The 24143-nt window shown below is 61.1% G+C and carries 19 protein-coding genes and 5 pseudogenes; 14 read left to right on the top strand and 10 right to left on the bottom strand.

Annotation, left to right across the window (positions count from 1 at the left end):
* Positions 1–41: 41 nt before the first annotated feature.
* The 5 genes from fabB to F0169_RS22370 form a co-directional block, all read right to left on the bottom strand.
* Positions 42–1262, bottom strand: a complete 1221-nt coding sequence (gene fabB, locus F0169_RS22390) for a beta-ketoacyl-ACP synthase I (protein WP_099239210.1) — start codon at positions 1260–1262, stop codon at positions 42–44.
* 11 nt (positions 1263–1273) lie between these two features.
* Positions 1274–1789, bottom strand: a complete 516-nt coding sequence (gene fabA / locus F0169_RS22385) for a 3-hydroxyacyl-[acyl-carrier-protein] dehydratase FabA (protein WP_003210552.1) — start codon at positions 1787–1789, stop codon at positions 1274–1276.
* Between the two features lie 249 nt (positions 1790–2038).
* Positions 2039–3940, bottom strand: a complete 1902-nt coding sequence (locus F0169_RS22380; protein WP_058411710.1) for an ATP-binding protein — start codon at positions 3938–3940, stop codon at positions 2039–2041.
* Complete coding sequence (locus F0169_RS22375) at positions 3937–4878, bottom strand: ABC transporter substrate-binding protein (protein WP_058411709.1); 942 nt, start codon at positions 4876–4878, stop codon at positions 3937–3939. Before F0169_RS22375 ends, F0169_RS22380 begins: the two co-directional genes overlap by 4 nt.
* Before the next feature lies 1 nt (position 4879).
* Positions 4880–7000 carry a TonB-dependent receptor plug domain-containing protein gene (locus F0169_RS22370; RefSeq protein WP_341869111.1) on the bottom strand — a complete coding sequence of 707 codons (2121 nt, stop codon included), beginning with the start codon at positions 6998–7000 and terminating at the stop codon, positions 4880–4882.
* 195 nt (positions 7001–7195) lie between these two features.
* On the opposite strand from F0169_RS22370, the pseudogene F0169_RS22365 reads away from it, so the two are divergent.
* The 8 genes and pseudogenes from F0169_RS22365 (at position 7196) to F0169_RS22330 (ending at position 13357) form a co-directional block, all read left to right on the top strand.
* A pseudogene (locus F0169_RS22365) lies at positions 7196–8220 on the top strand (NAD(P)H-dependent glycerol-3-phosphate dehydrogenase).
* Positions 8221–8230: 10 nt separating this feature from the next.
* Positions 8231–8577, top strand: a pseudogene (locus tag F0169_RS22360) (DUF4389 domain-containing protein).
* The gene (gene sixA, locus F0169_RS22355) at positions 8574–9032 is read left to right on the top strand and encodes a phosphohistidine phosphatase SixA (RefSeq protein ID WP_172979518.1); all 459 of its coding nucleotides are present in this window, start codon (positions 8574–8576) and stop codon (positions 9030–9032) included. The pseudogene F0169_RS22360 and the gene sixA overlap by 4 nt, the downstream one beginning before the upstream one ends.
* 70 nt (positions 9033–9102) lie before the next feature.
* Complete coding sequence (locus F0169_RS22350) at positions 9103–9546, top strand: hotdog fold thioesterase (RefSeq protein WP_122250938.1); 444 nt, start codon at positions 9103–9105, stop codon at positions 9544–9546.
* Between the two features lie 97 nt (positions 9547–9643).
* Positions 9644–10447, top strand: a complete 804-nt coding sequence (locus tag F0169_RS22345; RefSeq protein WP_122250939.1) for an alpha/beta fold hydrolase — start codon at positions 9644–9646, stop codon at positions 10445–10447.
* Positions 10444–11297: pseudogene (locus F0169_RS22340) on the top strand (alpha/beta hydrolase). The gene F0169_RS22345 and the pseudogene F0169_RS22340 overlap by 4 nt, the downstream one beginning before the upstream one ends.
* A gap of 108 nt (positions 11298–11405) precedes the next feature.
* On the top strand, positions 11406–12224 hold the full coding sequence (locus F0169_RS22335; RefSeq protein ID WP_122250940.1) for a DUF4892 domain-containing protein: 819 nt from the start codon (positions 11406–11408) through the stop codon (positions 12222–12224).
* 71 nt (positions 12225–12295) lie between these two features.
* On the top strand, positions 12296–13357 hold the full coding sequence (locus tag F0169_RS22330) for an AI-2E family transporter (RefSeq protein ID WP_058411700.1): 1062 nt from the start codon (positions 12296–12298) through the stop codon (positions 13355–13357).
* Here the strand turns inward: F0169_RS22330 and F0169_RS22325 are convergent.
* A complete protein-coding gene (locus F0169_RS22325; protein WP_058411699.1) occupies positions 13354–14391 on the bottom strand; it encodes a sensor histidine kinase in 1038 nt (345 codons plus the stop codon). The genes F0169_RS22330 and F0169_RS22325 overlap by 4 nt on opposite strands.
* Positions 14391–15155 carry a response regulator gene (locus F0169_RS22320; RefSeq protein WP_058411778.1) on the bottom strand — a complete coding sequence of 255 codons (765 nt, stop codon included), beginning with the start codon at positions 15153–15155 and terminating at the stop codon, positions 14391–14393. The genes F0169_RS22325 and F0169_RS22320 overlap by 1 nt, the downstream gene beginning before the upstream one ends.
* Before the next feature lie 259 nt (positions 15156–15414).
* Here F0169_RS22320 and pyrF point away from each other — a divergent pair, with 259 nt between their 5' ends.
* Entirely contained in the window at positions 15415–16113 is a 699-nt protein-coding gene (gene pyrF / locus F0169_RS22315) for an orotidine-5'-phosphate decarboxylase (protein ID WP_058411698.1), read from the top strand.
* A gap of 228 nt (positions 16114–16341) precedes the next feature.
* Here pyrF and F0169_RS22305 read toward each other — a convergent pair whose 3' ends face one another.
* On the bottom strand, positions 16342–17346 hold the full coding sequence (locus tag F0169_RS22305; RefSeq protein ID WP_099239182.1) for an NADP-dependent oxidoreductase: 1005 nt from the start codon (positions 17344–17346) through the stop codon (positions 16342–16344).
* Positions 17347–17573: 227 nt separating this feature from the next.
* On the opposite strand from F0169_RS22305, the gene F0169_RS22300 reads away from it, so the two are divergent.
* The 5 genes and pseudogenes from F0169_RS22300 to F0169_RS28540 all read left to right on the top strand — a co-directional run.
* Positions 17574–18335, top strand: coding sequence for an SDR family oxidoreductase (locus tag F0169_RS22300; RefSeq protein WP_152747641.1), 762 nt, complete (start codon positions 17574–17576; stop codon positions 18333–18335).
* A 202-nt stretch (positions 18336–18537) separates the two neighbouring features.
* Complete coding sequence (locus tag F0169_RS22295) at positions 18538–19950, top strand: aminotransferase-like domain-containing protein (protein WP_152747640.1); 1413 nt, start codon at positions 18538–18540, stop codon at positions 19948–19950.
* Positions 19951–20063: 113 nt separating this feature from the next.
* Entirely contained in the window at positions 20064–20483 is a 420-nt protein-coding gene (locus tag F0169_RS28550) for a methyl-accepting chemotaxis protein (protein WP_425274316.1), read from the top strand.
* A gap of 144 nt (positions 20484–20627) precedes the next feature.
* A pseudogene (locus F0169_RS28545) lies at positions 20628–21122 on the top strand (methyl-accepting chemotaxis protein); the annotation flags it as partial.
* Positions 21114–21909, top strand: a pseudogene (locus F0169_RS28540) (methyl-accepting chemotaxis protein); the annotation flags it as partial. The pseudogenes F0169_RS28545 and F0169_RS28540, both read left to right, overlap by 9 nt.
* 160 nt (positions 21910–22069) lie before the next feature.
* On the opposite strand, the gene F0169_RS22285 reads toward F0169_RS28540, so the two are convergent.
* Together F0169_RS22285 and F0169_RS22280 are read right to left on the bottom strand one after the other, a co-directional pair.
* A complete protein-coding gene (locus F0169_RS22285; protein ID WP_152747639.1) occupies positions 22070–22882 on the bottom strand; it encodes an alpha/beta fold hydrolase in 813 nt (270 codons plus the stop codon).
* Between the two features lie 114 nt (positions 22883–22996).
* Positions 22997–23767 carry a hypothetical protein gene (locus F0169_RS22280; protein ID WP_058411692.1) on the bottom strand — a complete coding sequence of 257 codons (771 nt, stop codon included), beginning with the start codon at positions 23765–23767 and terminating at the stop codon, positions 22997–22999.
* Positions 23768–24143: the final 376 nt, after the last annotated feature.

Below are 24143 nucleotides of genomic sequence, written 5' to 3'. Positions count from 1 at the left end.
CGAACCAGTCGGGGCTTTTCACATGATCAACCTGCAGGGGTTTACTTGCCCTGCCAGCGTTTCAGTACCAGGGTGGCGTTGGTGCCACCGAAGCCGAAGCTGTTGCTCATCACGGTGTCGATTTTTACGTCTTCAACGGTCTTGGTCAGGATCGGCATATCGGCGACGACCGGGTCGATCTCGTCGATGTTGGCCGAACCGGCCATGAAGTTGCCTTCCATCATCAACAGGCAGTAGATCGTCTCGTGAACGCCTGCGGCGCCCAGCGAGTGACCGGACAAGCTTTTGGTAGAGCTGATGGCCGGGGCCTTGTCGCCGAAGACTGCACGCACACCTTCCATTTCCTTGGCGTCGCCAACCGGAGTCGAGGTGCCGTGGGTGTTCAGGTAGTCGATTGGGGTGTCTACAGTCGACATCGCCATCTGCATGCAACGAATCGCGCCTTCACCGCTTGGCGCAACCATGTCGTAGCCGTCGGAAGTAGCGCCGTAACCGACGATTTCCGCGTAGATTTTGGCGCCACGGGCCAGCGCGTGTTCCAGCTCTTCGACCACGACCATACCGCCGCCGCCGGCGATGACAAAACCGTCACGCTGGGCGTCGTAGGCACGCGAGGCCTTTTGTGGGGTTTCGTTGTACTGGGTGGACAGCGCGCCCATGGCGTCGAACAGGAACGACTGGCTCCAGTGTTCTTCTTCGCCGCCGCCGGCAAACACGATGTCCTGCTTGCCCAACTGGATCTGCTCAACCGCGGTGCCAATGCAATGTGCACTGGTGGCGCAAGCGGAGGAGATCGAGTAGTTCACGCCCTTGATCTTGAACGGCGTGGCCAGGCAGGCCGAAACGGTGCTGCCCATGGTCCGCGTTACACGGTACGGGCCAACACGCTTCACGCCTTTTTCGCGCAGGATGTCCAGCGCTTCCATCTGGTTCAGGGTCGATGCGCCGCCGGAGCCGGCGATCAAGCCGGTGCGTACGTTCGATACCTGGTCTTCGCTCAGGCCGGAGTCGGCGATTGCGTCTTTCATGGCCAGGTAGGCATAAGCTGCTGCGTGGCCGACGAAGCGGAAGATCTTGCGATCAATCAGTTCTTCGAGGGGCAGGTCGATGGAGCCGGAAACCTGGCTACGCAGACCCATTTCGGCATATTCCGGGTTGAAGCGGATGCCAGGGCGACTTGCACGCAGGTTAGCGGTGACGGTCTCTTTGTCATTGCCCAGGCAAGAAACAATGCCCAGACCAGTGATAACGACGCGGCGCATGCGGATAACCCTTAAAAGTTGTCAGTGGAAGTAAATACGCCGACCCGAAGGCCTTCGGCTGTATAGATCTCGCGACCGTCGACAGTGACCGAACCGTCGGCGATGGCCAGGTTCAGCTTGCCCTTGAGGACGCGCTTGATTTGAATGTTGTAAGTGACTTTTTTGGCGGTCGGCAAGACCTGGCCAAAGAACTTCACTTCGCCCGAACCCAGGGCGCGACCGCGGCCTGGCAGGCCTTGCCAGCCCAGGTAGAAGCCGACCAGTTGCCACATGGCGTCGAGGCCCAGGCAGCCTGGCATCACCGGGTCACCTTCAAAATGGCAGGCGAAGAACCACAGGTCCGGGGTTATATCCAGCTCGGCGACCAATTCACCTTTGCCGTACTTGCCACCTTCTTCACTGATATGGGTGATGCGATCCACCATCAGCATATTCGGCGCGGGCAGTTGCGCGTTACCTGGGCCGAACAGCTCACCGCGACTGCAGCGCAGCAGGTCTTCCCGGGTAAAGGCGTTTTGTTTGGTCATGCGAGCTCCTCAATAATCCCATGCGGCAGGGTAGGGCAAATCTTCCCGAACCGAATGAAGCGTTCATGCCTCATGTCGGCAGCCTACACATAGACTATTGCGTTGTAGTGAAAGTCACAGCGTCAAGGCACTCAATGTACACTTGTTCACTGAAATTTTAAACCGGGCCTGTTTATCGGCCCGTTTGGGTGCCTAAGACTGCCGCAATTTCGCCTTTCACGCCAGTCGCAGTTGGTTAATGGCGCGGCGCTACTGCACCCATCGCTGTAGGATTTGCTGCAAATCCGTACGTTTGAACGGCTTGGCCAGGTAATCGTTCATTCCGGCTGCAAGGCACGCTTCGCGATCGCCCTGCAACGCGTTGGCGGTCAACGCGATGATGGGCAGGTCAGCGCAGCCGGGCAGTTGGCGAATCTGCCGGGTGGCTTCGTAGCCGTCGATCAACGGCAGGCGGCAGTCCATCAGAATCGCGGTAAAAATCAGGCTCTCGGCGCTGCGGATCGCCTCGGCGCCATCGGTCGCCAGGCTCACTTCAAAACCCAGGCTGCGCAGCATGGCTTCGACCACGGTGCGGTTGACCGGGTTGTCCTCCACCAACAGCACATGGCGGCCATCGCCAGCGCCGGTTTTGCCTTCGGCGTGCTGAACAATTGCCGGCAAACTGTGCTGATCAATCGCCAGCGGGATTTCCAGGGTAAACACCGAGCCGCGGCCTTCTTCGCTCTGCGCGCGCAGTGTGCCGCCCATACGCTCGGCCAGCGTGCGGGCGATGGGCAGGCCCAGGCCAGTGCCGCCGTAACGTCTTGAAATGGAACTGTCGGCCTGCTGAAACGCGTCGAACATCGAGTCCAGGCATTCGGCGGAAATGCCAATGCCGCTGTCGCGCACGGTGCAGGTAAACCACACCAATGCATGGTCCAGCGTCTGCCAGTGCGGCTCGACGGTGATCGTGCCGTGTTCGGTGAATTTGAGCGCGTTGCCGATCAGGTTCACCAGGATTTGCCGGATGCGCGTCGGGTCGCCCTGTACCCGCAGGGCGCTCATGCCCGGCGGGATCGGCAGCTCCAGCACCAGCCCGCGTTGCTGGGCGCTGTGCTGGAAGGCCTGCGCGCAACTGCTGATCAAGTCGGCGAGGTTGAACGAAATATGTTCCAGCTCCAGCGCCGCGCGCTCGATGCGTGAGAAGTCGAGAATGTCGTTGATCACCTTGAGCAAATGCTCGGTGGATTCGGAGGCGAGTGCCGCGTATTCGGTCTGCTCCTCGGTCATCTCGGTGGTTTCCAGCAGTTGCAACATGCCCAGCACGCCGTTCATGGGCGTGCGCAGCTCATGGCTCATCATCGCCAGAAAGTCCGACTTGGCATTGTTTGCGCGCTCGGCTTCTTCGCGGGTTTGAATCAACTGGGCCATGGCCTGCTGTTGTTCGCGGCTGGCGTGGTTGAGGCCTTCGGCAAGGTTATTGATATGGCGCGAGAGGTCGCCCAGCTCGGAGTCATCAACGATCGGCAGCGGTGTTTTGTAGTCACCTTGCTGGATGGCTTTTACTGCGTGGCCCATGGCGCTGATCGGCTGCGACAGGCTCGCGGCCAGGCGACGCGCGAGCAGGAAGGTGAACAGCAGCGCGAACAAGGCGAGGATGCCGGCTTTGAGCAGGATCTCTTGTTGGCGTTGGCTGAAGGCGTCGTTGGACATGCCGACGATGACCCGGCCCAGGTAATCCGCGCGCGGCACCTTCGGTTCGTTGAGGTTGTCCTGGAAAAAATCGCTGCCCAACTGAATGTGTTGCAGGCGGATGGGGGCCTGGAACACTTTCACTGACAGTGAGCGGTCATGTTTTTCCGACGGTTGCTCGACATACACCAGAATGTTTTCAGCGCTGTCCTGAATTTCCAGGAAGCGCACATGGGGCGTGGCCAACGTGGCGCGCAGCAGGCTTTCAAGCACGTCGTTGTTGCCGGATATCACCCCGTATTCAGTGGCGGGTGCGAGTTGGTTGGCGATCAGTTGGCCGGTGTGGTCCAGTTCCTGGCGCAGGTCCTGCAAACGCACGAAGGTAAAGAAGCTGATTAACAGCAAGGTCAACAACAGCGCCGGGCCCAGCGTGATGAGCTGGGTGCGGGTGTTGATGTCCCAACGACGACGCAAGGTCATGGGCGTTTTTCTCCTTCGGCCAGTCGGGCGGCGACGGCGCTGTCGTCAACCTGTTCAATCCCCAATGAGCGCGCGACTTGGGGGTTGCCCACGACTTTGAAGTGTTCCGGGTACAGCGCGCGCGGCCAACTGGCCGGCGGGTGGTCGAGCAAGCGGTCGAGTACATTCAGCCAGTCGGCCTGGTCGCTGTAGGTGCTGGCCAGGCTGCCGGCTTTGACGAACCCGGCGTTGGGGCCAAACAGCGGCAGTTGCTGAGCGTAACTGCTGAGTAACAGGTTTTTCACGGTTTTTGGGTTGTACAGCCGCGGGTCGTCGAGCCCAAGCAACACGTCACTGTTTTTGAGCAGGTTTTGCAATGGCCGACTGTCATTAATGTTGTCCCAGAACTGCGGCACGATTTCCAACCCCATGGGCGCCGCATACCGTCGCAGCTCCTGCAGCAAGAATTCACTGTCGACGTCGTAGAGCACACCGATGCGCCGGGCCTGCGGCAAGACATTGGCGATCAGTTGCAATTGGCGCTCAAGCGGTGGGTCGCTCCACAACAGGCTGATTTTGGCCGGGTGCAGGCCGCCCAGCCGCTTGCGCGCTTGCAGGCGGCTGATGCGCAGCACCAGCGTGGGCGGGCCTTGAGTATCTTGCAGGCGCCAATCAAGGCCGGGCAGGTCCAGCAGGATCAAGCGCGTGTTGGCTGGCAACTGGCTCGGGGCTGGCAGGTCGTGGAGCGGGGTAAAGCTCACGCGGTCTTCGGGGCGCTGTTGGGCCAGCGCCTGGGCGAAGGCTTGCACGCCGGCAGCGTCTTCGGCGGCGGTCAGCAAAATGTCTGCGCCCCTGGCCGGCGCCGTCAGCAACAGGCACATTGCCAGGCATGTGCGCAGCCCGCCGCGCCGCCAGAGCTTTAAAACAAACACAAAGGTCATCCGTGACTGATCGCCCATGTCAGAACTCTAACTCCGCGCTGAAGTAGAGGACGTGGCGGCTGTCGTAATTGTTATCGGCCCAGGTGGTGGGCTGGTTATCCAGGCGTTGTTGCAACATGCCGGCCAGCTCCACGTTGGCTTTGCCCACGGCAATGCGCTTGGCCACGCGCAAGTCGACGCGTTCGAAGCGATATTGGTTGAGTGCGTCGTCGCCATAGTAGAACAACGCACTGGACCAGCCCCGGCCCCATTCTCGCAGCCAGCCGGCCGAGCCGCTGTTACGTGCGGTTTGCGCCTTGTCCAACGGGTTGCTGGACGTCGCATCGACGTAAGCATAGGTCAGCCGCAAGCGGTCAGCGCTGCTCATGCGCCAGTCGAACTGCGACTCGGCACCGGTGAACCGTGCGTTATTGGCGTTGCTCGCGATGTATTGGTTGTTGCGCAGCGGCGAGCTGATCATGTCGGTGATTTCGTCGTAGAACAGTTTCACGTCGACATTCAGTCCAAGGTCGGCAAAGAAACCGTTGTAGCCCAGCTCTCTTGAGCGCATCAACTCTTTATCGAGATTGCCGGGGCCTCGTGTCACCACAAAATATTGCCCGGCGTTTTGCCCATAGGCCGGGGAGCTGAGATTGGTGACGCGATAGCTCCAGTTGACGTTGTTCTCGAACATGTCCGGCGAACGAATCGCTTCGGAATACACCGCGCGCAGGCCGTGACGCGGGTTGATCAGGTAGTTGACCGCCACCCGTGGTGTCAGCGAGTTGCCGCTCAACTTCGTGTCTTCGTACATGGCGCCGCCTTGCAGCAGCCAGTGTTCGCTGGCGCGCCACTCCAGGTGGCCGAACAAACGCCAGGTGGTGTCGTCGAGGGTGCCATTGAAATAAGTGTCGGAGTCGGCGCGGTCGTAGCGGTAGTTCATGCCGCTGACCAGGCGCAGGCTGTCGGACAGGCTCAGGGTGTCCTGTACCTCGAGGTCGTAGCGGCTCTCGCGGGTGCTTTGGTCGATGTCGCCGCATACGCTTTGGTTGGCGCCGTCGCGCCACTGGTCCAGTACCTGGTTGCCCAGCGCTTGTTCAGTGGTGCTACCCGGTGGTGCAGTGGCCTGGCTGAAGGTGTCCATGTGCCGTGCAAGCAATTCGGCATAGTTGGGGTTGAGCTGCCACAGCTGGGTCAATTGCGGGCTGAACGAAACCTTGGCGTCACAGGCTTTCCAGATCTGCTGGCGGTTCCATTGCTGGGCTGAGCCCTGGATATACAGGCTGTGTTCGGGGTTAAGCTCGAAGTTCCAGCGCAACGAACCGGCGTAGTCCTTGGCGGCGACGTCGGAATTGGTACCGCCTTCGGTAATCCCGGCGAATACCGGCGTGTAGGTATAAGGGCGCTGATTGGTGCCTTCCTTGGCATTTAATTGCAAATCGATGCTCTGCTGCGCGTTCAGGGTTTGGCTCACCGCCAGGCTGAATCGGCTGAGGCGGCGGCCGTCACGGCGGTCGGCGCCGATGGCATCGCTGTCAAACCCATCGTCCTGTTGCCCGGACAAGGAGAGGCGCAAGTCGCCGGTCTCCCAGCCCACGCCCTGGCTTGCATAGAAGTCGTTGATCCCGCGTTCGCCACGCACCACTTTTACCCGCGAGCCATGGCTGTTGGCCGGTGAGCGCGTGAGGATATTCACCACGGCCATTAATGCATTGGCGCCGTAGCTGACCGTGTTGGGGCCGCGAAACACCTCGATACGCTCGATGTCTTCCATGGCCACCGGAATATCGCTCCAGTCCACCGTCGCCAAGCCTGCGCGGTACACCGAACGCCCGTCGATCAACACTTGCATGCGCCGCGCGTCGCTGGCGCTGGTGCCGTGGTAGTTCACCGCGGCCTGGTTGCCGGTGGTGTAGCCGACCATCATTCCCGGCACCAGGCGCAGTAGCTCGGCGATGTCGCGTGCGCCGCTGGCCTTGATCAGCTCGCTGTCGATCACGGTCATGCTGCCGGGCACGGCCGCCGCCGATTGCTTGAGGCGGGTGGCGGTGAGCACTTGCGGCAGCGGCTGGCTGTCGAGAAACAGGTCATCAGCCTGCGCAGGTGCGCTGCACAACAGCATCAACCACAGAAAGGGGCGGGTAGGAGGGCCTGGGTACACGGCACGGCCTTGATAATTACGGATAGCCGCCCATGTTAACTGAGGTCAGGCCATTTGCCATTCACCGTACTGGCAATTAGTTCACAGAACGGTAGCATTTTCCGACAGGCGCGCGAATTGATACGGGGGCTGGCCGCAAGCGGGTCGCCCCGTATAATGCCGCCATCGTCACTGGTATGGATTAACGGATTGCATATGACTGAACAGCGCCCAATTGCGGTCCTTGGAGGCGGAAGTTTTGGTACCGCCGTGGCTAACCTGCTCGCTGAAAACGGGCATGCGGTGCGCCAGTGGATGCGCGATCCCGAGCAGGCCGAGGCGATTCGCGTGCACCGCGAAAACCCGCGTTACCTCAAAGGCATCAAGATTCACCCGGCGGTCGAGCCGGTGACGGACTTATTGGCCACGCTGACCGAATGCGACCTGTGCTTCGTTGCGCTGCCCTCCAGCGCCTTGCGTTCGGTGCTGGCACCGCACGCCGAACGGCTGGCGGGCAAGTTGCTGGTCAGCCTGACCAAAGGCATCGAGGCGCAGACCTTCAAGCTGATGAGCGAAATTCTCCAGGAGATCGCCCCTCTGGCGCGTATTGGTGTGCTGTCCGGGCCAAACCTGGCACGCGAGGTCGCCGAGCATGCGCTGACGGCCACCGTGGTCGCCAGTGAAGACGAGGCGCTGTGCGAGCGCGTTCAAGCGGTGCTGCACGGTCGCACGTTCCGGGTGTATGCCAGCAGCGATCGCTTCGGCGTCGAGTTGGGCGGGGCGCTGAAAAACGTCTACGCGATCATTGCTGGCATGGCCGTTGCCCTTGGCATGGGCGAAAACACCAAAAGCATGCTGATCACCCGTGCCCTGGCCGAGATGACCCGTTTTGCGGTTAACCAGGGCGCCAACCCGATGACGTTTCTGGGGCTGGCGGGCGTAGGCGATTTGATCGTGACCTGCTCGTCGCCAAAAAGCCGTAATTACCAAGTCGGTTTTGCCTTGGGCAGGGCCTGAGCCTGGAAGACGCGGTGACGCGCCTGGGCGAAGTCGCCGAGGGCGTCAATACGCTTAAAGTGCTGAAGGCCAAGGCACAGGAAGTCGGCGTGTATATGCCGCTGGTCGCCGGGCTGCATGCGATCCTGTTTGAAGGGCGCACGCTGAACCAGGTCATCGAGTTGCTGATGCGCGCTGAACCGAAAACCGATGTCGACTTTATTTCCACCAGTGGTTTCAACTGAGGCACGCGTTATGAACGATCCAAAAGCAGCCCCCACATACGAGTCCATTTTGCTGCGTATCCTGTGGATGCTGGTGTTTGCCCTGGTGTGGCAGGTGGCGCAATTCCTGCTCGGCGGGCTGGTGGTGGTGCAGTTGATTTATCGCCTGATCTACGGCGCGCGAACCTTGGCCTGATGAACTTCGGCGACAGCCTCAGCCAGTTCCTCGCGCAGATCGGCCGCTTCGGCAGCTTCCACACCGAGCAAAAGCCTTGGCCATTCGCTGATTGGCCCACCCCGCGCGCACCCGAAGGCGAAGCCGCGCACAGCGTGCCACTGGCGCCGCACCCGGTGCGTGATGAGGAGCCAAAACTGTGAAGCTGTGGATTTTGCGCCACGGTGAGGCGCAGGCCCAGGCGCGCACCGACGCCGAGCGCAACCTGACCGAACACGGGCGCGGCGAAGTGTTACGCAGTGCCGCCCACCTCATCGGCCAGCCCATCAGCGCCATCCTCGCCAGCCCGTACGTGCGTGCGCAGCAGACCGCAGAGCTGGTGCGCGACGCATTGGGCTTTGAGCCGGCGATCAAAACCGTGCCTTGGCTGACGCCGGAGGGCAACCCGTTACAGGTGCTGGCACAGCTCGACACCGATGGCGCCGACGACAATGTGCTGCTGGTCAGCCATCAACCCTTGGTCGGCAGCCTGATCAGCTTTTTGCAACACGGCCATCAACGTCAGCCGCAACCGATGCACACCGCCAGCCTGGCCGAACTGGAAGGGGACTTTGCGCTGGCGGGCCTGATGAGCCTGATCAGCGTGAAACACCCGTAGGCCAGCGCAGCCCACCCGCACAATTGTGTGGCAGGATTAGGTTCATCATAAAACCAGGAAGGACCTTCACATGAGCCTGTGGCGCACCCAACCGAATATCGAACAACTCAATGCCATGCAGAAAAACACCATTGGTGAGCTGCTCGATATTCGTTTTGAAAGCTTCGATGACCACTCCCTGACGGCCAGCATGGTGGTCGACGCCCGCACCCATCAACCTTACGGCCTGCTGCACGGTGGGGCGTCGGTGGTGCTGGCGGAAAGTGTCGGCTCAGTGGCGGCCTACCTGTGCGTTGATTCCAGCAAATTCTACTGCGTGGGGCTGGAGGTCAACGCCAACCACCTGCGCGGTGTGCGCAGCGGGCGGGTGACGGCGGTGGCGCGGGCGATCCACATCGGCCGGACCACGCAGGTATGGGATATTCGCCTGACCAGCGACGACGGCAAAGCCAGTTGCGTGTCGCGCCTGACCGTCGCCGTGGTGCCGCTGGGCGAGAACCCTCCTGCACGATAGGCATGGCGTGAGTGTCATCATTCCTGGCAGTTACAGTCATTGCGGCGCTGCCTTGGCGTGGCGACAATCAACCTCTGTTCTTGTAGAGGGGTCCGGTATGTCGCAGCCCGTGTTTTTTGCCCACGCCAATGGCTTCCCTTCGGCCACCTACGGCAAGTTGTTTGCCGCCCTGGCGCCCGAGTTTGCAGTGGCTCACCTGCCACAGCACGCTCACGATCCCAGGTTTCCGGTGGACGACAACTGGCAGAACCTGGTTGACGAGCTGATTCACCATTTAGAGCAGCAGCCGGAACCGGTGTGGGGCGTGGGCCATTCGCTCGGCGGCGTGTTGCATTTGCACGCGGCCATGCGTTGCCCGCAGCTCTACCGTGGCGTGGTGATGCTCGATTCGCCGGTGCTGACCCGCGCAGACCGCTGGCTGATTCGCGCCGCCAAGCGCTTCGGCTTTATCGATCGCCTGACGCCGGCCGGGCGCACCTTGGGCCGCCGCGAAGAGTTCGCTGACCTGGACACTGCGCGCAGCTATTTTGCCGGCAAGACGCTGTTTCGGGGTTTCGACCCGGAGTGTTTTGACGCGTACCTGCAACATGGCCTGCAACAAGTCGGCGACCGCCTGCGCCTGCGCTTTGATCCGGCCACCGAAATCAGCATCTACCGCGGCATACCGCACACCAGCCCCGGCCAGGTTCGCCAGTTGAAAGTGCCGCTGGCGGTGGTGCGCGGGCGCCAAAGCCGCGTGGTGATGCGGCATCATGTCAGTGGCGTCGGCCGCCTGCCGATGGGCGAGATGCTCACCTTGCCGGGTGGGCATATGTTCCCCCTCGAATGCCCTCAAGCCACCGCGACCCTGATCAAAGACCTGTTCTGCCGCTGGCAAGCCCGCGAGCGCAGTTGCGCATGAGCGCGCCGGTCGAGGAAGTGCGCCTGAGCCTGGCGCATATCGAGTTGGCAGCGCACCTGTTTGGCCCCGAACAGGGTTTGCCGGTGATCGCCCTGCATGGCTGGCTCGACAACGCCAACAGCTTTGCACGGCTGGCGCCGAAACTGCAGGGTTTGCGCATCGTAGCGCTGGACATGGCGGGCCATGGGCATTCTGCGCATCGTCCTGCCGGGGCGGGTTACGCCTTGTGGGACTACGTGCACGATGTACTGCAAGTCGCCGAACAATTGGGCTGGAAACGTTTTGCATTACTTGGCCATTCGCTCGGCGCCATAGTCTCTTTGGTGTTGGCCGTGCCTTGCCTGAGCGTGTCACGCACCTGGGATTAATTGACGGTGTGCTGCCGCCAACCGCCACCGGCGACAGCGCGGCCGAGCGACTGGGCATGGCGTTACAAGCGCAATTGAACCTGCAGGGCAAGCGCAAACCGGTTTACAGCACGCTTGATGGTGCGGTTGAAGCGCGCATGAAAGGCTTGGTGGCGGTGAGCCGTGAAGCCGCCGAACTGCTCGCCCAGCGCGGTTTGATGCCGGTGCCGGGCGGTTATACCTGGCGCACGGACAGTCGCTTGACCCTGGCGTCGCCGATGCGTCTGACCGATGAACAAGCCATGGCGTTTGTGCGGCGAGTGGCTTGCCCGACGCAGTTGGTGGTCGCGGCTGACGGCATGCTGGCGAAACATCCCGAATTGCTTTCTCAGCTACCCTTCACGGTGACCACGCTGCCAGGCGGCCATCATTTGCACCTGAACGATGAGCTCGGCGCAGCTCTTGTTGCAGACTGTTTCAATCGGTTCTTCTCCATGCCTTGACTTGGCGGGGTCAACTGCCGAGGCTGGGCGGATTGAAAGGGAGTCAACCATGCACGCGTTCAACATCAACACCGCAGCGACCTCCGATGGCCAAGGCTCAACGATCCGATGAGCCTGCGCAAAGGATGTATCCGTGCCCTCGGGCTGTGCTGTTTCAGCCCCTTGGTGTTCGCCGCCGATGTGCCGGGAAGCCAGGACCTGCCTGCCGTGGCCCGTCAGGTCGACGCGCAAATCGTCGATTACCGACCCGCTGAAGAAAAGGAACGCGTCTACCCGATGGGCGCGATTCGCAAGATCAGCGGCCAGTTGCGTTACGAAGGCCAGGCCACTGCGCGCGGCCAAGCCACTGCAATCACCTATGAACTGCCTGCCGAACACACCTCCAGCGCCGCGTTTACCGCCACGCGCGAGGCGTTGCAGGCCAAGGGCGCGCAGTTGTTGTTCTGGTGCCAGGCGCGTGATTGCGGCGAAAGCAGCCTGTGGGCCAATGAAGTGTTCGGCAATGCCAAGCTGGTCGGCGCCGACGGCCAGCAGGAGTACCTGTTGTTGCGCCTCGCCGCCCCGCAGGACAACTCACTGGTGGCGCTTTACGGCATCACCCGAGGCAATCGCCGCGCCTATTTGCATGTAGAGCAACTCGACGCCAGCGCACCGCTGGGGGATGTGTTGCCCACCTCGGCGACCTTGCTGCGTGAACTGAAAAGCACCGGCGAGCTGGACTTTCCGGCGCTGGGCAGCGCACCTGACGCCAACTGGCTGACCCTGATTTCACGTGGCTTGAACCTTGACGCCACCTTGCGCGTCAGCTTGAGCGGGCCTGCGGCCGATGCCTGGCGCCAGGGCTTGATCGACAGCGGTGTGCGTGCCGCTCGCCTGGAAATCGGCAGCGGTGACGCTAAGGGTTTGCACCTGCATCTGATACGCTAACCGTAACAAGGCGAACGGACCCGCGCCGTTCGCCTAAGCTCTCTTCCTGAAGCCTTCTCTCGAGATACCCGATGCTCAATAACGATCGCCTACTGGTGCAAATCCTGCTGCTGGTGTTGTTTGGTGCCAGCCTCTGGGTGATGGCGCCGTTTTGGTCGGCGCTGTTCTGGGGCGCGGTGCTGGCGTTTGCCAGTTGGCCGCTGATGCGCTTGCTGACCCGCTGGCTGGGCGGTCGCGAGTCCCTGGCGGCCGGCATCCTCACACTGTGCTGGATGTTGCTGGTGGCAGTGCCGCTGGTGTGGCTGGGGTTCAACCTGGCAGACCATGTGCGTGACGCCGTGGGCCTGATCAAAGATGTTCAAGTCGACGGCCTGCCTGCTGCGCCGACCTGGCTGGGTTCGATCCCGTTTATCGGCGAGCGCCTGGTGGCGACGTGGGACAGCATCGACCAACAGGGCGCGGCGCTGATGGTCAGCATCAAGCCGTATTTGGGGCAGGTGGGTAATTGGCTGCTGGCGCGCAGCGCGCAGATCGGCGGCGGCATCCTGGAGCTAACGTTAAGCCTGGTGTTCGTGTTTTTCTTCTACCGTGACGGGCCACGCCTGGCGACATTTGTGCATCGCCTGCTGGAACGCCTGATCGGCGAACGTGCCGGTTACTACATCGAACTGGTGGCCGGTACGGTGCAGCGTGTGGTTAACGGCGTGATCGGTACAGCGGCCGCGCAAGCCGTGCTGGCGCTGATCGGCTTTTTGATCGCGGGTGTGCCGGGCGCGCTGGTGCTGGGCATCGTTACCTTCCTGCTCAGCCTGATCCCGATGGGCCCGCCGCTGGTGTGGATACCGGCGACGGCGTGGCTGGCCTGGAAGGGCGATTACACCTACGCGATATTCCTCGGGGTGTGGGGCACGTTCATCATCAGCGGCGTCGACAACGTACTCAAGCCGTACCTGATCAGCCGAGGCGGCAACTTGCCGCTGGTGATTGTGCTGTTGGGCGTGTTTGGCGGGCTGATTGCCTTCGGTTTTATCGGCCTGTTTATCGGCCCGACCTTGCTGGCGGTGGCGTACAGCTTGTTGACGGATTGGAGTGCAACCCAGGCTCAAGTGCGTCGCGACGACAAAACCGTTTAAGCCCTCGGCAGCCACACCACGGCGGTCAAACCGCCGCCTGGGGTTTCTTCAAGGCTCAGGCGGCCGCCAAGGCGCTCCACCGCGTCCTTGGCAATCGTCATGCCGAGGCCGACGCCGCCGGAGTTGCGGTTGCGTGAGCCTTCCAGGCGAAAGAACGGCTCGAACACCGCCTCACGTTTATCCGCCGCAATGCCGGGGCCGTGGTCGATGACCCGGATGACCAGCGCTTCGCGGCTGTCGCTCAACTCTACACGCGCCGTACCGGCGTAACGCAGCGCGTTGTCGATCAAGTTGTTGAGGCATGAACGCAGGGCCATTGGCTGCACCTGCAACGGCACGCAACTGCCGGCAAACTGCACGTCAGAGCCTTGGTCCTGGGCATTTTCGCTGAGTGATTCGACCAGCGCCTGCACGTCGAGCCAATGCCGGGTCTCGCTGGTGCGCTGTTCGTGCAGGTAGCTCAGGGTGGCGTCGAGCATGCTGATCATGTCGTTCAGGTCCTGGCGCATCTGGCCTTGCAGCTTGCTGTCTTCGATCTGTTCCAGGCGCAACTTCAGGCGTGACAGCGGGGTGCGCAGGTCATGCGAGACCGCGCCGAGCATGCGCGCGCGCTGGCTGACTTGTTCGCGAATACGCCGTTGCATCAGGTTGAAGGTCGACGCTGCCTGGCGCGCCTCGCGCGGCCCGGATTCATTCAGTGGCGGGCTGTCGAGGTCGAGGCTCAGGCGTTCGGCGGCTGCACTCAAGCGCTGGATCGGCCGGCTGAGCAGCTTGGCGCCATACCAGGCCGCAATAATCAGCGAAAAAAACTGGAACGTCAGCGGCACTATCGGGCCACCAAACCACGGGCGCCGGTGCTCCCGGTGCAGCGGTACCATCGAGCCATCCGGTTGCTCAATGAAGGTTTCCTGGCGTTGCGGCGGTGGCGGATCGTAGTGGTGAAACCAGAAGAAGGCCAGTGCATGGGCCAACACAATGGCCAACAACAACACACCGAACAACCTGCCGAACAGCGTGTTGAAGGCGTTGCGCATCAGCCAATATCCCGCGCGTCGAACAGGTAACCTTCGCCGCGTACGGTTTTGATCAACTGCGGGGCTTTGGGGTCATCGCCCAGCTTCTGGCGCAGCCGCGAGACCAGCAAGTCGATGCTGCGATCAAACGCTTCGATGGAGCGGCCACGCGCGGCGTCGAGCAATTGCTCGCGGCTCAACACGCGGCGCGGCCGTTCGATAAACACCCACAGCAAGCGGAACTCGGCGTTGGACAGCGGCACCACCAGGCCGTCGTCGGCCACCAACTGGCGCAACACGCTGTTGAGGCGCCAGTTGTCGAAGCGGATATTGGCGCGTTGCTCGGTACGGTCATCGCGCACCCGGCGCAGAATCGTCTGGATGCGTGCCACCAGTTCGCGCGGTTCGAACGGTTTGGACATGTAGTCGTCGGCGCCCAGTTCCAGGCCGATGATCCGGTCGGTGGGTTCGCAACGCGCGGTGAGCATCAAAATCGGGATGTCCGATTCGCCGCGCAGCCAGCGGCACAGCGACAGGCCGTCTTCGCCCGGCAGCATCAGGTCGAGCACCACCACATCAAAGGTCTCGGCTTGCATGGCGTGGCGCATGGCGGTGCCATCGGTCACGCCGACGGCGAGAATATTGAAGCGCGCCAGGTAATCGATCAGCAGCTCGCGGATCGGCACATCGTCATCGACGATCAGCGCGCGGGTGTTCCAGCGCTTTTCATCGGCGATCACCGCGCCTTTTTGCTCGTCGTTCACAGAGACTGAAGAAGTATGCATAGTGCGATCATCTGCCTGGTTGTTGCTGTCAGCATATGCGCCCAGCCCCATGGCTGGAAGTGCTGAACGGTGGGTCATGCGGGCGAGGCTAGCCTTGGGGCGTGTTGGGGGCATGTCGTGAATGTATCAGCTTTGAAACAATTACCCTGGATCACCGTTGTAGCGCGGTTGGTCAGTATTTACCGATCATCGGATCCCGCAATGGCGCGGCTTGCGCTACAATCCGCGCCGATTTCGACTTGCCTGAGAGCCCATTCCAATGTCCGTTTGCCAGACTCCTATCATCGTCGCCCTGGATTACCCCACTCGTGACGCCGCACTGAAGCTGGCTGACCAGTTGGACCCGAAGCTTTGCCGGGTCAAGGTCGGCAAGGAACTGTTCACCAGTTGCGCGGCAGAAATTGTCGGCACATTGCGTGACAAAGGTTTTGAGGTGTTCCTCGACCTGAAATTTCATGACATCCCGAATACCACGGCCATGGCGGTGAAAGCGGCCGCCGAGATGGGCGTGTGGATGGTCAATGTGCATTGCTCCGGTGGCTTGCGCATGATGAACGCCTGCCGTGAGGTGCTGGAGCAGCGCAGCGGGCCGAAGCCTTTGCTGATCGGTGTGACGGTGCTGACCAGCATGGAGCGCGAAGATTTGGCCGGTATCGGCTTGGATATTGAGCCTCAAGAGCAAGTTTTGCGGTTGGCGGCACTGGCACAAAAGGCTGGCCTGGATGGTCTGGTGTGTTCGGCGCTGGAGGCTGAGGCGTTGAAGACGGCGCATCCGTCGCTGCAGCTGGTGACGCCGGGGATTCGCCCGGCGGGCAGCGCTTTGGATGATCAGCGGCGTATTTTGACGCCGCGTCAGGCGTTGGATGCGGGGTCGGATTATTTGGTGATCGGGCGTCCGATCAGCCAGGCGGCGGACCCTGCGAAGGCGTTGGCGGCGGTGGTTGCCGAGATTGCCTGATCGCTGAGTGTGTTTGCTGGATTGAATGCACAGCAGATTTGCTTTTGCTTTTTGTGGGAGCGGGCTTGCTCGCGATGCAGGCGCCTCGGACCATCAGGCGTACCGGGTTGATGCCATCGCGAGCAAGCCCGCTCCCACACAAGCAGCTCCCACACAAGCAGCTCCCACACAAGCAGCTCCCACACAAGCAGCTCCTACACAAGCCCGCTTCCACAGTTGAGTGAGCGGTTAAACCTTCAGCACCAGTTTCCCGAAGTTCTCACCGTTGAACAGCTTCATCAAGGTCTCCGGGAACGTCTCCAGGCCTTGCACGATGTCTTCTTTGCTCTTGAGCTTGCCCTGCGCCATCCACCCGGCCATCTCCTGCGCTGCCGCGGCAAAGTTCGCCGAGTGGTCCATCACCACAAACCCTTCCATACGCGCGCGGTTAACCAGCAGCGACAAATAGTTAGCCGGGCCTTTGACCGCTTCTTTGTTGTTGTATTGGCTGATGGCACCGCAAATCACCACACGGGCTTTAAGCGCCAGGCGGCTGAGCACAGCGTCGAGAATTTCGCCGCCGACGTTATCGAAATACACGTCCACGCCTTTGGGGCATTCGCGCTTGAGGGCGGCAGGCACGTCTTCGCTTTTGTAGTCGATGGCGGCGTCAAAGCCCAACTCATCCAGCAGGAACTTGCATTTGTCGGCGCCACCGGCAATCCCGACCACGCGGCAGCCTTTGATCTTGGCGATCTGCCCGGCAATGCTGCCCACCGCACCGGCGGCGCCGGAGATCACCACGGTTTCCCCGGCCTTCGGGGCGCCGGTGTCGAGCAGGGCAAAGTAGGCGGTCATGCCCGTCATGCCCAGGGCTGAGAGGTAGCGCGGCAGCGGCGCAAGTGTCGGGTCGACCGTATAGAAACCACGCGGTTCGCCGACAAAATAATCCTGCACGCCCAACGCGCCGTTGACGTAGTCGCCGACTGCAAATTTGGGGTTGTTCGAAGCGATCACTTTGCCCACGCCCAGCGCGCGCATCACTTCACCAAGGCCGACAGGTGGAATGTAGGATTTGCCTTCATTCATCCAGCCACGCATTGCCGGGTCCAGCGACAGGTATTCATTCTGCACCAGCACTTGCCCATCGCCTGGCGTGCCCACCGGCACTTCCTGGTAGGTAAAGGTTTCCCGCGTGGCCGCGCCGACCGGGCGTTTGGCGAGCAGGAATTGGCGATTGGTCTGGGCAGTCATGGCAAGCACTCTTTATAAATGAACCTGAGTGATAGCCCTTCAGCGCGTTGAGGGCAAGGTTTTGCAACCGCTGCGAATGGCCGTCGATAGACGTGGCTGATAGTTGGCCGGGCGGCTTTATCACCGCGATCCATACGGTGCCCACCGGGCTTCTGATAGTGCTGACGCGCGTGCCCTCGCGTTGGCTAGACTCGGCCCACGGCTATTTCTTGCAGAGGACACTCCCCATGAGCATGACGTTTTCCGGCCAGGTCGCCCTGGTGACCGGCGCCGCCGCCGGTATTGGCCGCGCCACTGCGCTGGCGTTCGCCGCAGAAGGCCTGAAAGTCGTGGTCGCCGACCTGGACGCGGCGGGCGGTGAGGGCACGGTCGGGCTGATCCGCCAGGCCGGTGGCGAGGCTGCGTTTGTGCGCTGTGATGTCACGCTGGAAGCAGATGTAAAAGCGTTGATGGCCCAGACCGTCGCAGCCTTCGGTCGCTTGGACTATGCGTTTAACAATGCCGGTATCGAGATCGAGAAAGGCAAGCTGGCCGACGGCAGCCTCGACGAGTTCGACGCCATCATGGGCGTCAACGTCAAGGGCGTGTGGCTGTGCATGAAGTATCAGTTGCCGCTGCTGCTCGCCCAAGGCGGCGGGGCTATCGTCAATACCGCGTCGGTGGCAGGGCTGGGCGCGGCGCCGAAAATGAGTATTTATGCGGCGTCCAAGCATGCCGTGATCGGCCTGACCAAGTCGGCGGCCATCGAGTACGCGAAGAAAAAAATTCGCGTCAATGCGGTGTGCCCTGCGGTCATCGACACCGATATGTTCCGTCGGGCCTATGAAGCTGATCCGCGCAAGGCTGAGTTTGCCGCTGCGATGCACCCGGTTGGGCGCATTGGCAGCGTCGAGGAAGTCGCCAGTGCAGTGCTCTACCTGTGCAGCGACGGCGCCGCGTTCACCACCGGCCACGCGTTGGCGGTGGACGGTGGCGCGACGGCTATCTAGGACACCACGTCACGGCCTATTCGAAAAGGCGAGGGGCGTTGTGGGGCGTTTCCAGGGCTGGCAAAAGGCCGCGCGTGAATGTGTATCAGGAGGTAAATAAGTCAATAAAATCAATACTTTAATGGTTTTTACGGCCAGTTTTTACGGGCTTCTGTGCTTAACTGTTTTGGGTTGAATAACAGACAGTTGAAGTGAGTGGCTCATGGATTTAGGGATCGATCGACAAGCCCTTGTACCGGTGGTGCAGCAAATCGTCAGCGCGGTGGCGCAATGGATTCGCACAAGCGAGGCGAGCCCAGGCACGCGCTTGCCGTCTGTCCGTCAATTGGCCCTCGACAACCTGCTCAGCCAGTCCAGCGTGATCGAGGCCTGTGAACGGATGGTGGCGCAGGGGTTATTGGTGTCAAAACAAGGCTCGGTATTTGCCGTGGCCGAGCCGCGGGTTGCGCATGAAAGCCACTGGTATGAAGGCGCCGAGCTGGGCTGGGGCGTCTATGTCGACAGCCCGTTGGGCGAGTTGAACCTGGGCTGCGGCTGGTTGCCGGATGCGTGGCGCGAAAGCGATGACCTTTGTTATGCCATACGCGAAATCAGCCGCACCGACACTGCCGGCCTTTTCAACTACAGCACGCCGTTAGGGTTGCCGGCGTTGCGCGAGCAACTGCTCAAGCGGCTGACCCGGATCAAGGTGGCCACCAGCCTCGACCGCATCCTCACCACCCATGGCGCCAGCCACGCACAGGACTTGCTGATACGCACGCTGCTCAAGGCCGGTGATACGGTGGTGGTCGAGACGCCGGGGTACGCCAACCTCTATCGCCAGTTGGAGCGCCACGGCGTCAAGTTGCTGGAGGTTCCGCGCACCGTGGGCGGCCCGGATATTCCGGTGCTGGAGACGCTGCTGCAAAGCCATCGTCCCAAGTGCCTGTTCATCAATTGCCTGTACCACAACCCCACCGGCACCAGCCTGTGCCGTGCGGTGGCTGAGCGTCTTTTGCAACTGGCGCGCAGCGAAGACTTCCTGATCGTTGAAGAGGACGTTTACGGCGACTTGCAGCACGCCAGTTGCACGCGGCTTTCGGCGCTGCCGCATGATGACCGGGTGATCTATATTTCGAGCTTTTCCAAGACCCTCAGCAGTGCGTTGCGCGTGGGTTACCTCAGCGCCAGCACGGCCATCATCGCGCAACTGGTCAGCCTCAAAACACTCACTGGCATCGGCACTTCACGCTTCGCCGAAGCCGTGGTCGCCACTTTGCTGGCCAATGGCACCTACCGCAAGTGGGTACAGCGCCTGCGCAAGCGCCTGAACACGCAAATGGCGTTTACCTTGCAGGCGCTGGAGGATGAGGAATGGGAAGTCTTTGCTGTGCCTGCCGGCGGCATGTTTGTGTGGGCACGCCCTGGCGTGGGCGACCCTGCGCGGTTGCAGGCGTGCGCACGGCGACTCTGCGTTTTGTTGTCGCCGGGGGCGCTGTTCAGTCCCAAGGGCGAACACAGCCACTGGCTGCGGATTAATGTGGCGTATGCCGCCGATCAGCGTGCGCTGGCGCTGTTCCGCGCGCTGGGGCCAGCCAAATCGACCTCGACCATTCTGAAAACGACGGGAGTGTAGCTTTTTGCCATTATTGTGGCGCCAATGTCTTGTGTCGGTGGCCTGTGGTTGCGAATCTCGCGGCACGCAAATCAGGCTTGATGGCATCCGCCATTGCAAGAGGATTCCAGGCAATGATACCGGCCGTGCAACGACGTTTCGCCAACCTCGGTATGGCGAAAAAACTGGCCTTGGGTTTCGCCCTGGTGCTGCTGCTGACGGCCTTGGTGGCAGCCATTGGTGTGGGCTCCCTGCAAACCATTGGCCAGCGTTTCGAAGGTCTCAATGCGATGTCTTCGCTCAACAGCGGCCTGTTCAAGGTGCGCTTGATCGAACAGGACTACGCGCTGCACGCTGACCCCAAAGCCGTTGAGGCGCTGCATGCAAGCGTCGACGCCTTGGCCGCGCTGGCCGCCAGCCTGAAAGCCCAGTCGGCCGCCAATGTGCCGGTGATGAGCGAGGTTGAACAGTCGCTGGCAGCTTATCGCAAGGCGTTCGACGAGTTTGTCGAGCTTACCCAAGCCAAAGAGCTGGCGCTGGAAATGGCCAGTTGATCGGTGTCCAGCGTCGCCAATAACCTTGACGTGTTGCAGGCCGGCCTCGCCGACGATGGCACCTATGCGCTCAAAGAAAGCCAGGGTAAAGACGGCGCCGAATTTATCCTGCAGTCGGGGCAGATCAGCCAGGTGTCGCGGTTGATGTTGCAAGCCATGAACCAAGCGCAGGTGCGCCTGGATCAAAGCCGCAAGGCTGATGCAGACGACGCCGGGCAAGGCAAGATCGAACAGGCTGACCAGGCGTTGGCTCAGGTTGAGCAACTGAAAACGTCGGTAACGGACGCGGGTTATCAGACTGTGCTCAACGAAGTGTCCGGGCACATCGCCGCGTTCAGCGAAAAACTCGGCGAATACACCGGGTTGCTGGCGCAGGAAAAAGGCGTCTACAAACAGCTGCATGAGCGTGCCGATCAAGTGGTCAGCCGGGTTAACCAGGCGTATGACGCCGAAGATCAGTCGATGCAGGTGCAACTGAAAGAAAGCGCGTTGTTGATTATTGGCTCGTCAGCCATGGCGCTGTTGGTGGGCTTGATCGCGGCGTGGGTAATAACCCGCTTGATCGTGACGCCGCTGCGCAGTGTCATCGCAGTGGCGCAACAGATTGCGGACGGCGACCTGAGCGGGCGCATGCAGGTCAGTCGTGGTGATGAGATCGGTCAATTGATGCAGGCCATGCACCAGATGGGCAGCGGCCTCAGCCACATGGTCAGTGGGCTGCAGGCGGGAATCGAGCAATTGGCCAGTTCGGCGCATTCGTTGTCCAGCGTCACCGAACAAACCAATGCCGAAGTCAGCAGCCAAAAGGAGGAGACCGAGCAGGTCGCCACGGCGATGAACCAGATGACGGCCACCGTGCATGACGTGGCGCGCAACGCCGAACAGGCCGCGCAAGCCGCGCAGACAGCGGATCACAAAGTCGAAAGCGGCCAGCAGGTGGTGCGCCAAAGCTTGCAGCGCATTGAGCAGCTCGCTACTTCCAGCAGCAATGCCAGCGTCAGCATCGAAAGCCTGAGTGCAGAAATCCACAACATCGGCAGCGTGTTGAGCGTGATCAAAAGTGTGGCCGAACAGACCAATTTGCTCGCCCTTAACGCGGCGATCGAAGCGGCGCGCGCAGGCGAGCAAGGCCGTGGTTTTGCGGTGGTGGCCGACGAGGTGCGGGCGCTGGCCAAACGCACTCAGCAATCGACCGAGGAAATCGAGCAACTGGTGAGTACCTTGCGCGGCGCGGCGCAGTCGTCGGTGCAGCAGATCCAGCAGAGCGGCGAACTGGTGAAACTGGCGGTCAGCGACGCGCTGGAAGCCGAAAGCGCGTTGGGCAGCATTGCCGCAGCGGTGTCACTGATCCAGCAGATGAACCAGCAGATAGCCGCAGCGGCCGAGCAGCAAAGCTCGGTCGCCGAAGAGATCAACCGCAGCGTCACCAGTATTCGCGCGAGCGCCGATCAATCGGCGTTGAGCATGCAGGGCAACGCCGTGTCGAGTATCAAGTTGGCGCAGTTGGGGGCGGAGCTCAAGGGCATGGTGGGGCACTTCCGCCTTTGATCGCCGCACCTGGCGACGATCAAAGGGCAGGGCGGCTATCAGGCGTTGTTGGCGAGGAACGTCAACAGCGCTTCGTTGACGAATTCCGGGTTCTCGCGGGAAGAGATGTGCCCTGCGTCGGGAATCAGGGTCAGGCCGCAACCAATCAGGTCCGCCATTTCTTTGGATTCGGCGGGTGGTCGTGGCTTGTCCTGCTCGCCGCACATGACCAGCGTGGTGTCGGGGTCCAGGTTCGGCAATTGGTCGAGGATGTCGGTGCGGCTGAATATCAGACGGCCCAGAGGCACCACGCTCTGCCGCAGGCGCTCTGCGGAAAAGGCCTGCAACGCCTTGCGATAGTCCTGGTACAGCGCCGATTGACGATCAATCTCGGGGCGGAAAAAGATCGGTGCGATCACATCCAGCAGCGACTCAGGGATAGCGCCGGCGTCTTCGATCATCTTGAACAGCGAGAAATAGTACTGGCGCGTAGGCTCGGGTTCGGCGCCAAGGTAGGTGTCCATCAGCACCAGGCTGTTGATGCGCTCAGGTGCCAGTAACGCCAGGCGTGCGCCCCACATGCCGCCGACCGACAAGCCGACCAAATTGATGTGCGCAAGGTCGAGGTGGTCCAGCAGCGCCAGGGTTTGGCGCGCCAAGTCATCCAGGGATCGGGTGTGAGCCGGCAGCGGGCCGGATTCGCCATGGCCCCACAGCTCGGGGGCGATCACCCGATACCGGTGCGACAAGGCTTCAATTTGCGCGGCCCACATCTCGGCGCCCCACAGGTAGCTCGAGCCCAGCACGACAACCGGGCCAGTGCCCTGGTCAACATAGTGCAGCGGTTGTCCATCAATCACGGCGACAGGCATAGCAGGCCTCTAACTTCATGGAGTGAGGTGCACTTTTTTACGCTAGTCGGCAGCGGGAGGATAGATGCAAAGTGATGGCATGTGGCGAGGGGGCTCGCCACACAAGGCGCGGTGTCAGTCGTAGATGGCTTTCTTTTTCCACTCGGCGTCGGCGTCGACCACCTTGAGGCCTTCGGTCAGTTCGTTGACTTCGTCTTCGACTGGCTCGCTGTTGGTCAGCACCGTGGAGTTGGCGCGTGCCAGTTGGTTCTCCAATAACTGCAATTGCGCACTGTAGAACACCGGCTCCGGCTGCTTGCGCAGGTACTGTACGCCGCGCTCAAACGCCAGACGTGCCTGGCCAGGCTGGCCTTGCACCAGGGCGTGTTGGCCCAGGTTGGTGAAGAATTCGATGTGCAACAGCACCAGGATATGCCGAATTTCCTTGATCCAGTGCTTGGCCTCGTTGGCCGGCAGGAAACCGTCCTGGGCGGCGCGGGTGACTTGACCGTGCAGGGCTTCGAGCAAAAACCGCACATCCTTGGCCTTGGCTTCGGTCTGGATCGGCGCGGGCGGGTTGTTCACCGGAATCGACTCGCCTTGCGCGATCAGTGCATTCAACTCAGCAATACGCGCCTTGAGCGGTGCGCTGGATTTGTTGATGTTCAACAGTCGCTGGTTAACGTTGAGTTCCAGGCGCGTCAACAACAGCTTGAGCTTGGTGGTCATTAACTGGCCAGGGAATGTCTCGGTGATTTCACCGCAGCGACGCAGCCGATCGTTAAGCTCGATCTCGGTGCGCTTCTTTTCCAGTTTGTTGTTTTCCACCACGTGGTTCATATAGCCAATGGCGATCAATATTACGATCCCGACTATTACCAGCAGGGTGATCATGAGTGGTGTCACCGGTGTGACCTCTTTATAGGGTTTGTGGTGGAGTGTAGTGACTGGGCCATCCGGCGGATAGGGTTGTTCGACCAGTTGCCCAGGTAGTTTCTTCTATATAGGTAATCATTGGCTCGATAGGTGCACATTGCCATCATTTGCCTGCGGCAACTATAGCGTCTTGTTGGACGCCAGAATATAGGCGCCAAAGCCCGGGCGGGCGGAATGCCCGTGCAGGCCGGTAAAGCTGGGCGAAGTCATTGATTTAAATAAATTTATCCATGGGGGTTGACGACCTTTCAATCCATCCATAGAATGCGCGCCACTTACAGCGTAAAGCACACAGCGAAACGCGGTAGGGAGTGAATGTTGTACGTGTGTCCCCTTCGTCTAGTGG

Origin of the sequence: Pseudomonas kitaguniensis, assembly GCF_009296165.1 — a bacterium.
GTDB classification, from domain to species: domain Bacteria; phylum Pseudomonadota; class Gammaproteobacteria; order Pseudomonadales; family Pseudomonadaceae; genus Aquipseudomonas; species Aquipseudomonas kitaguniensis.
The sequence above is the reverse complement of the archived record's forward strand: the minus strand, read 5'-3'. Positions and strand labels throughout refer to the sequence as shown.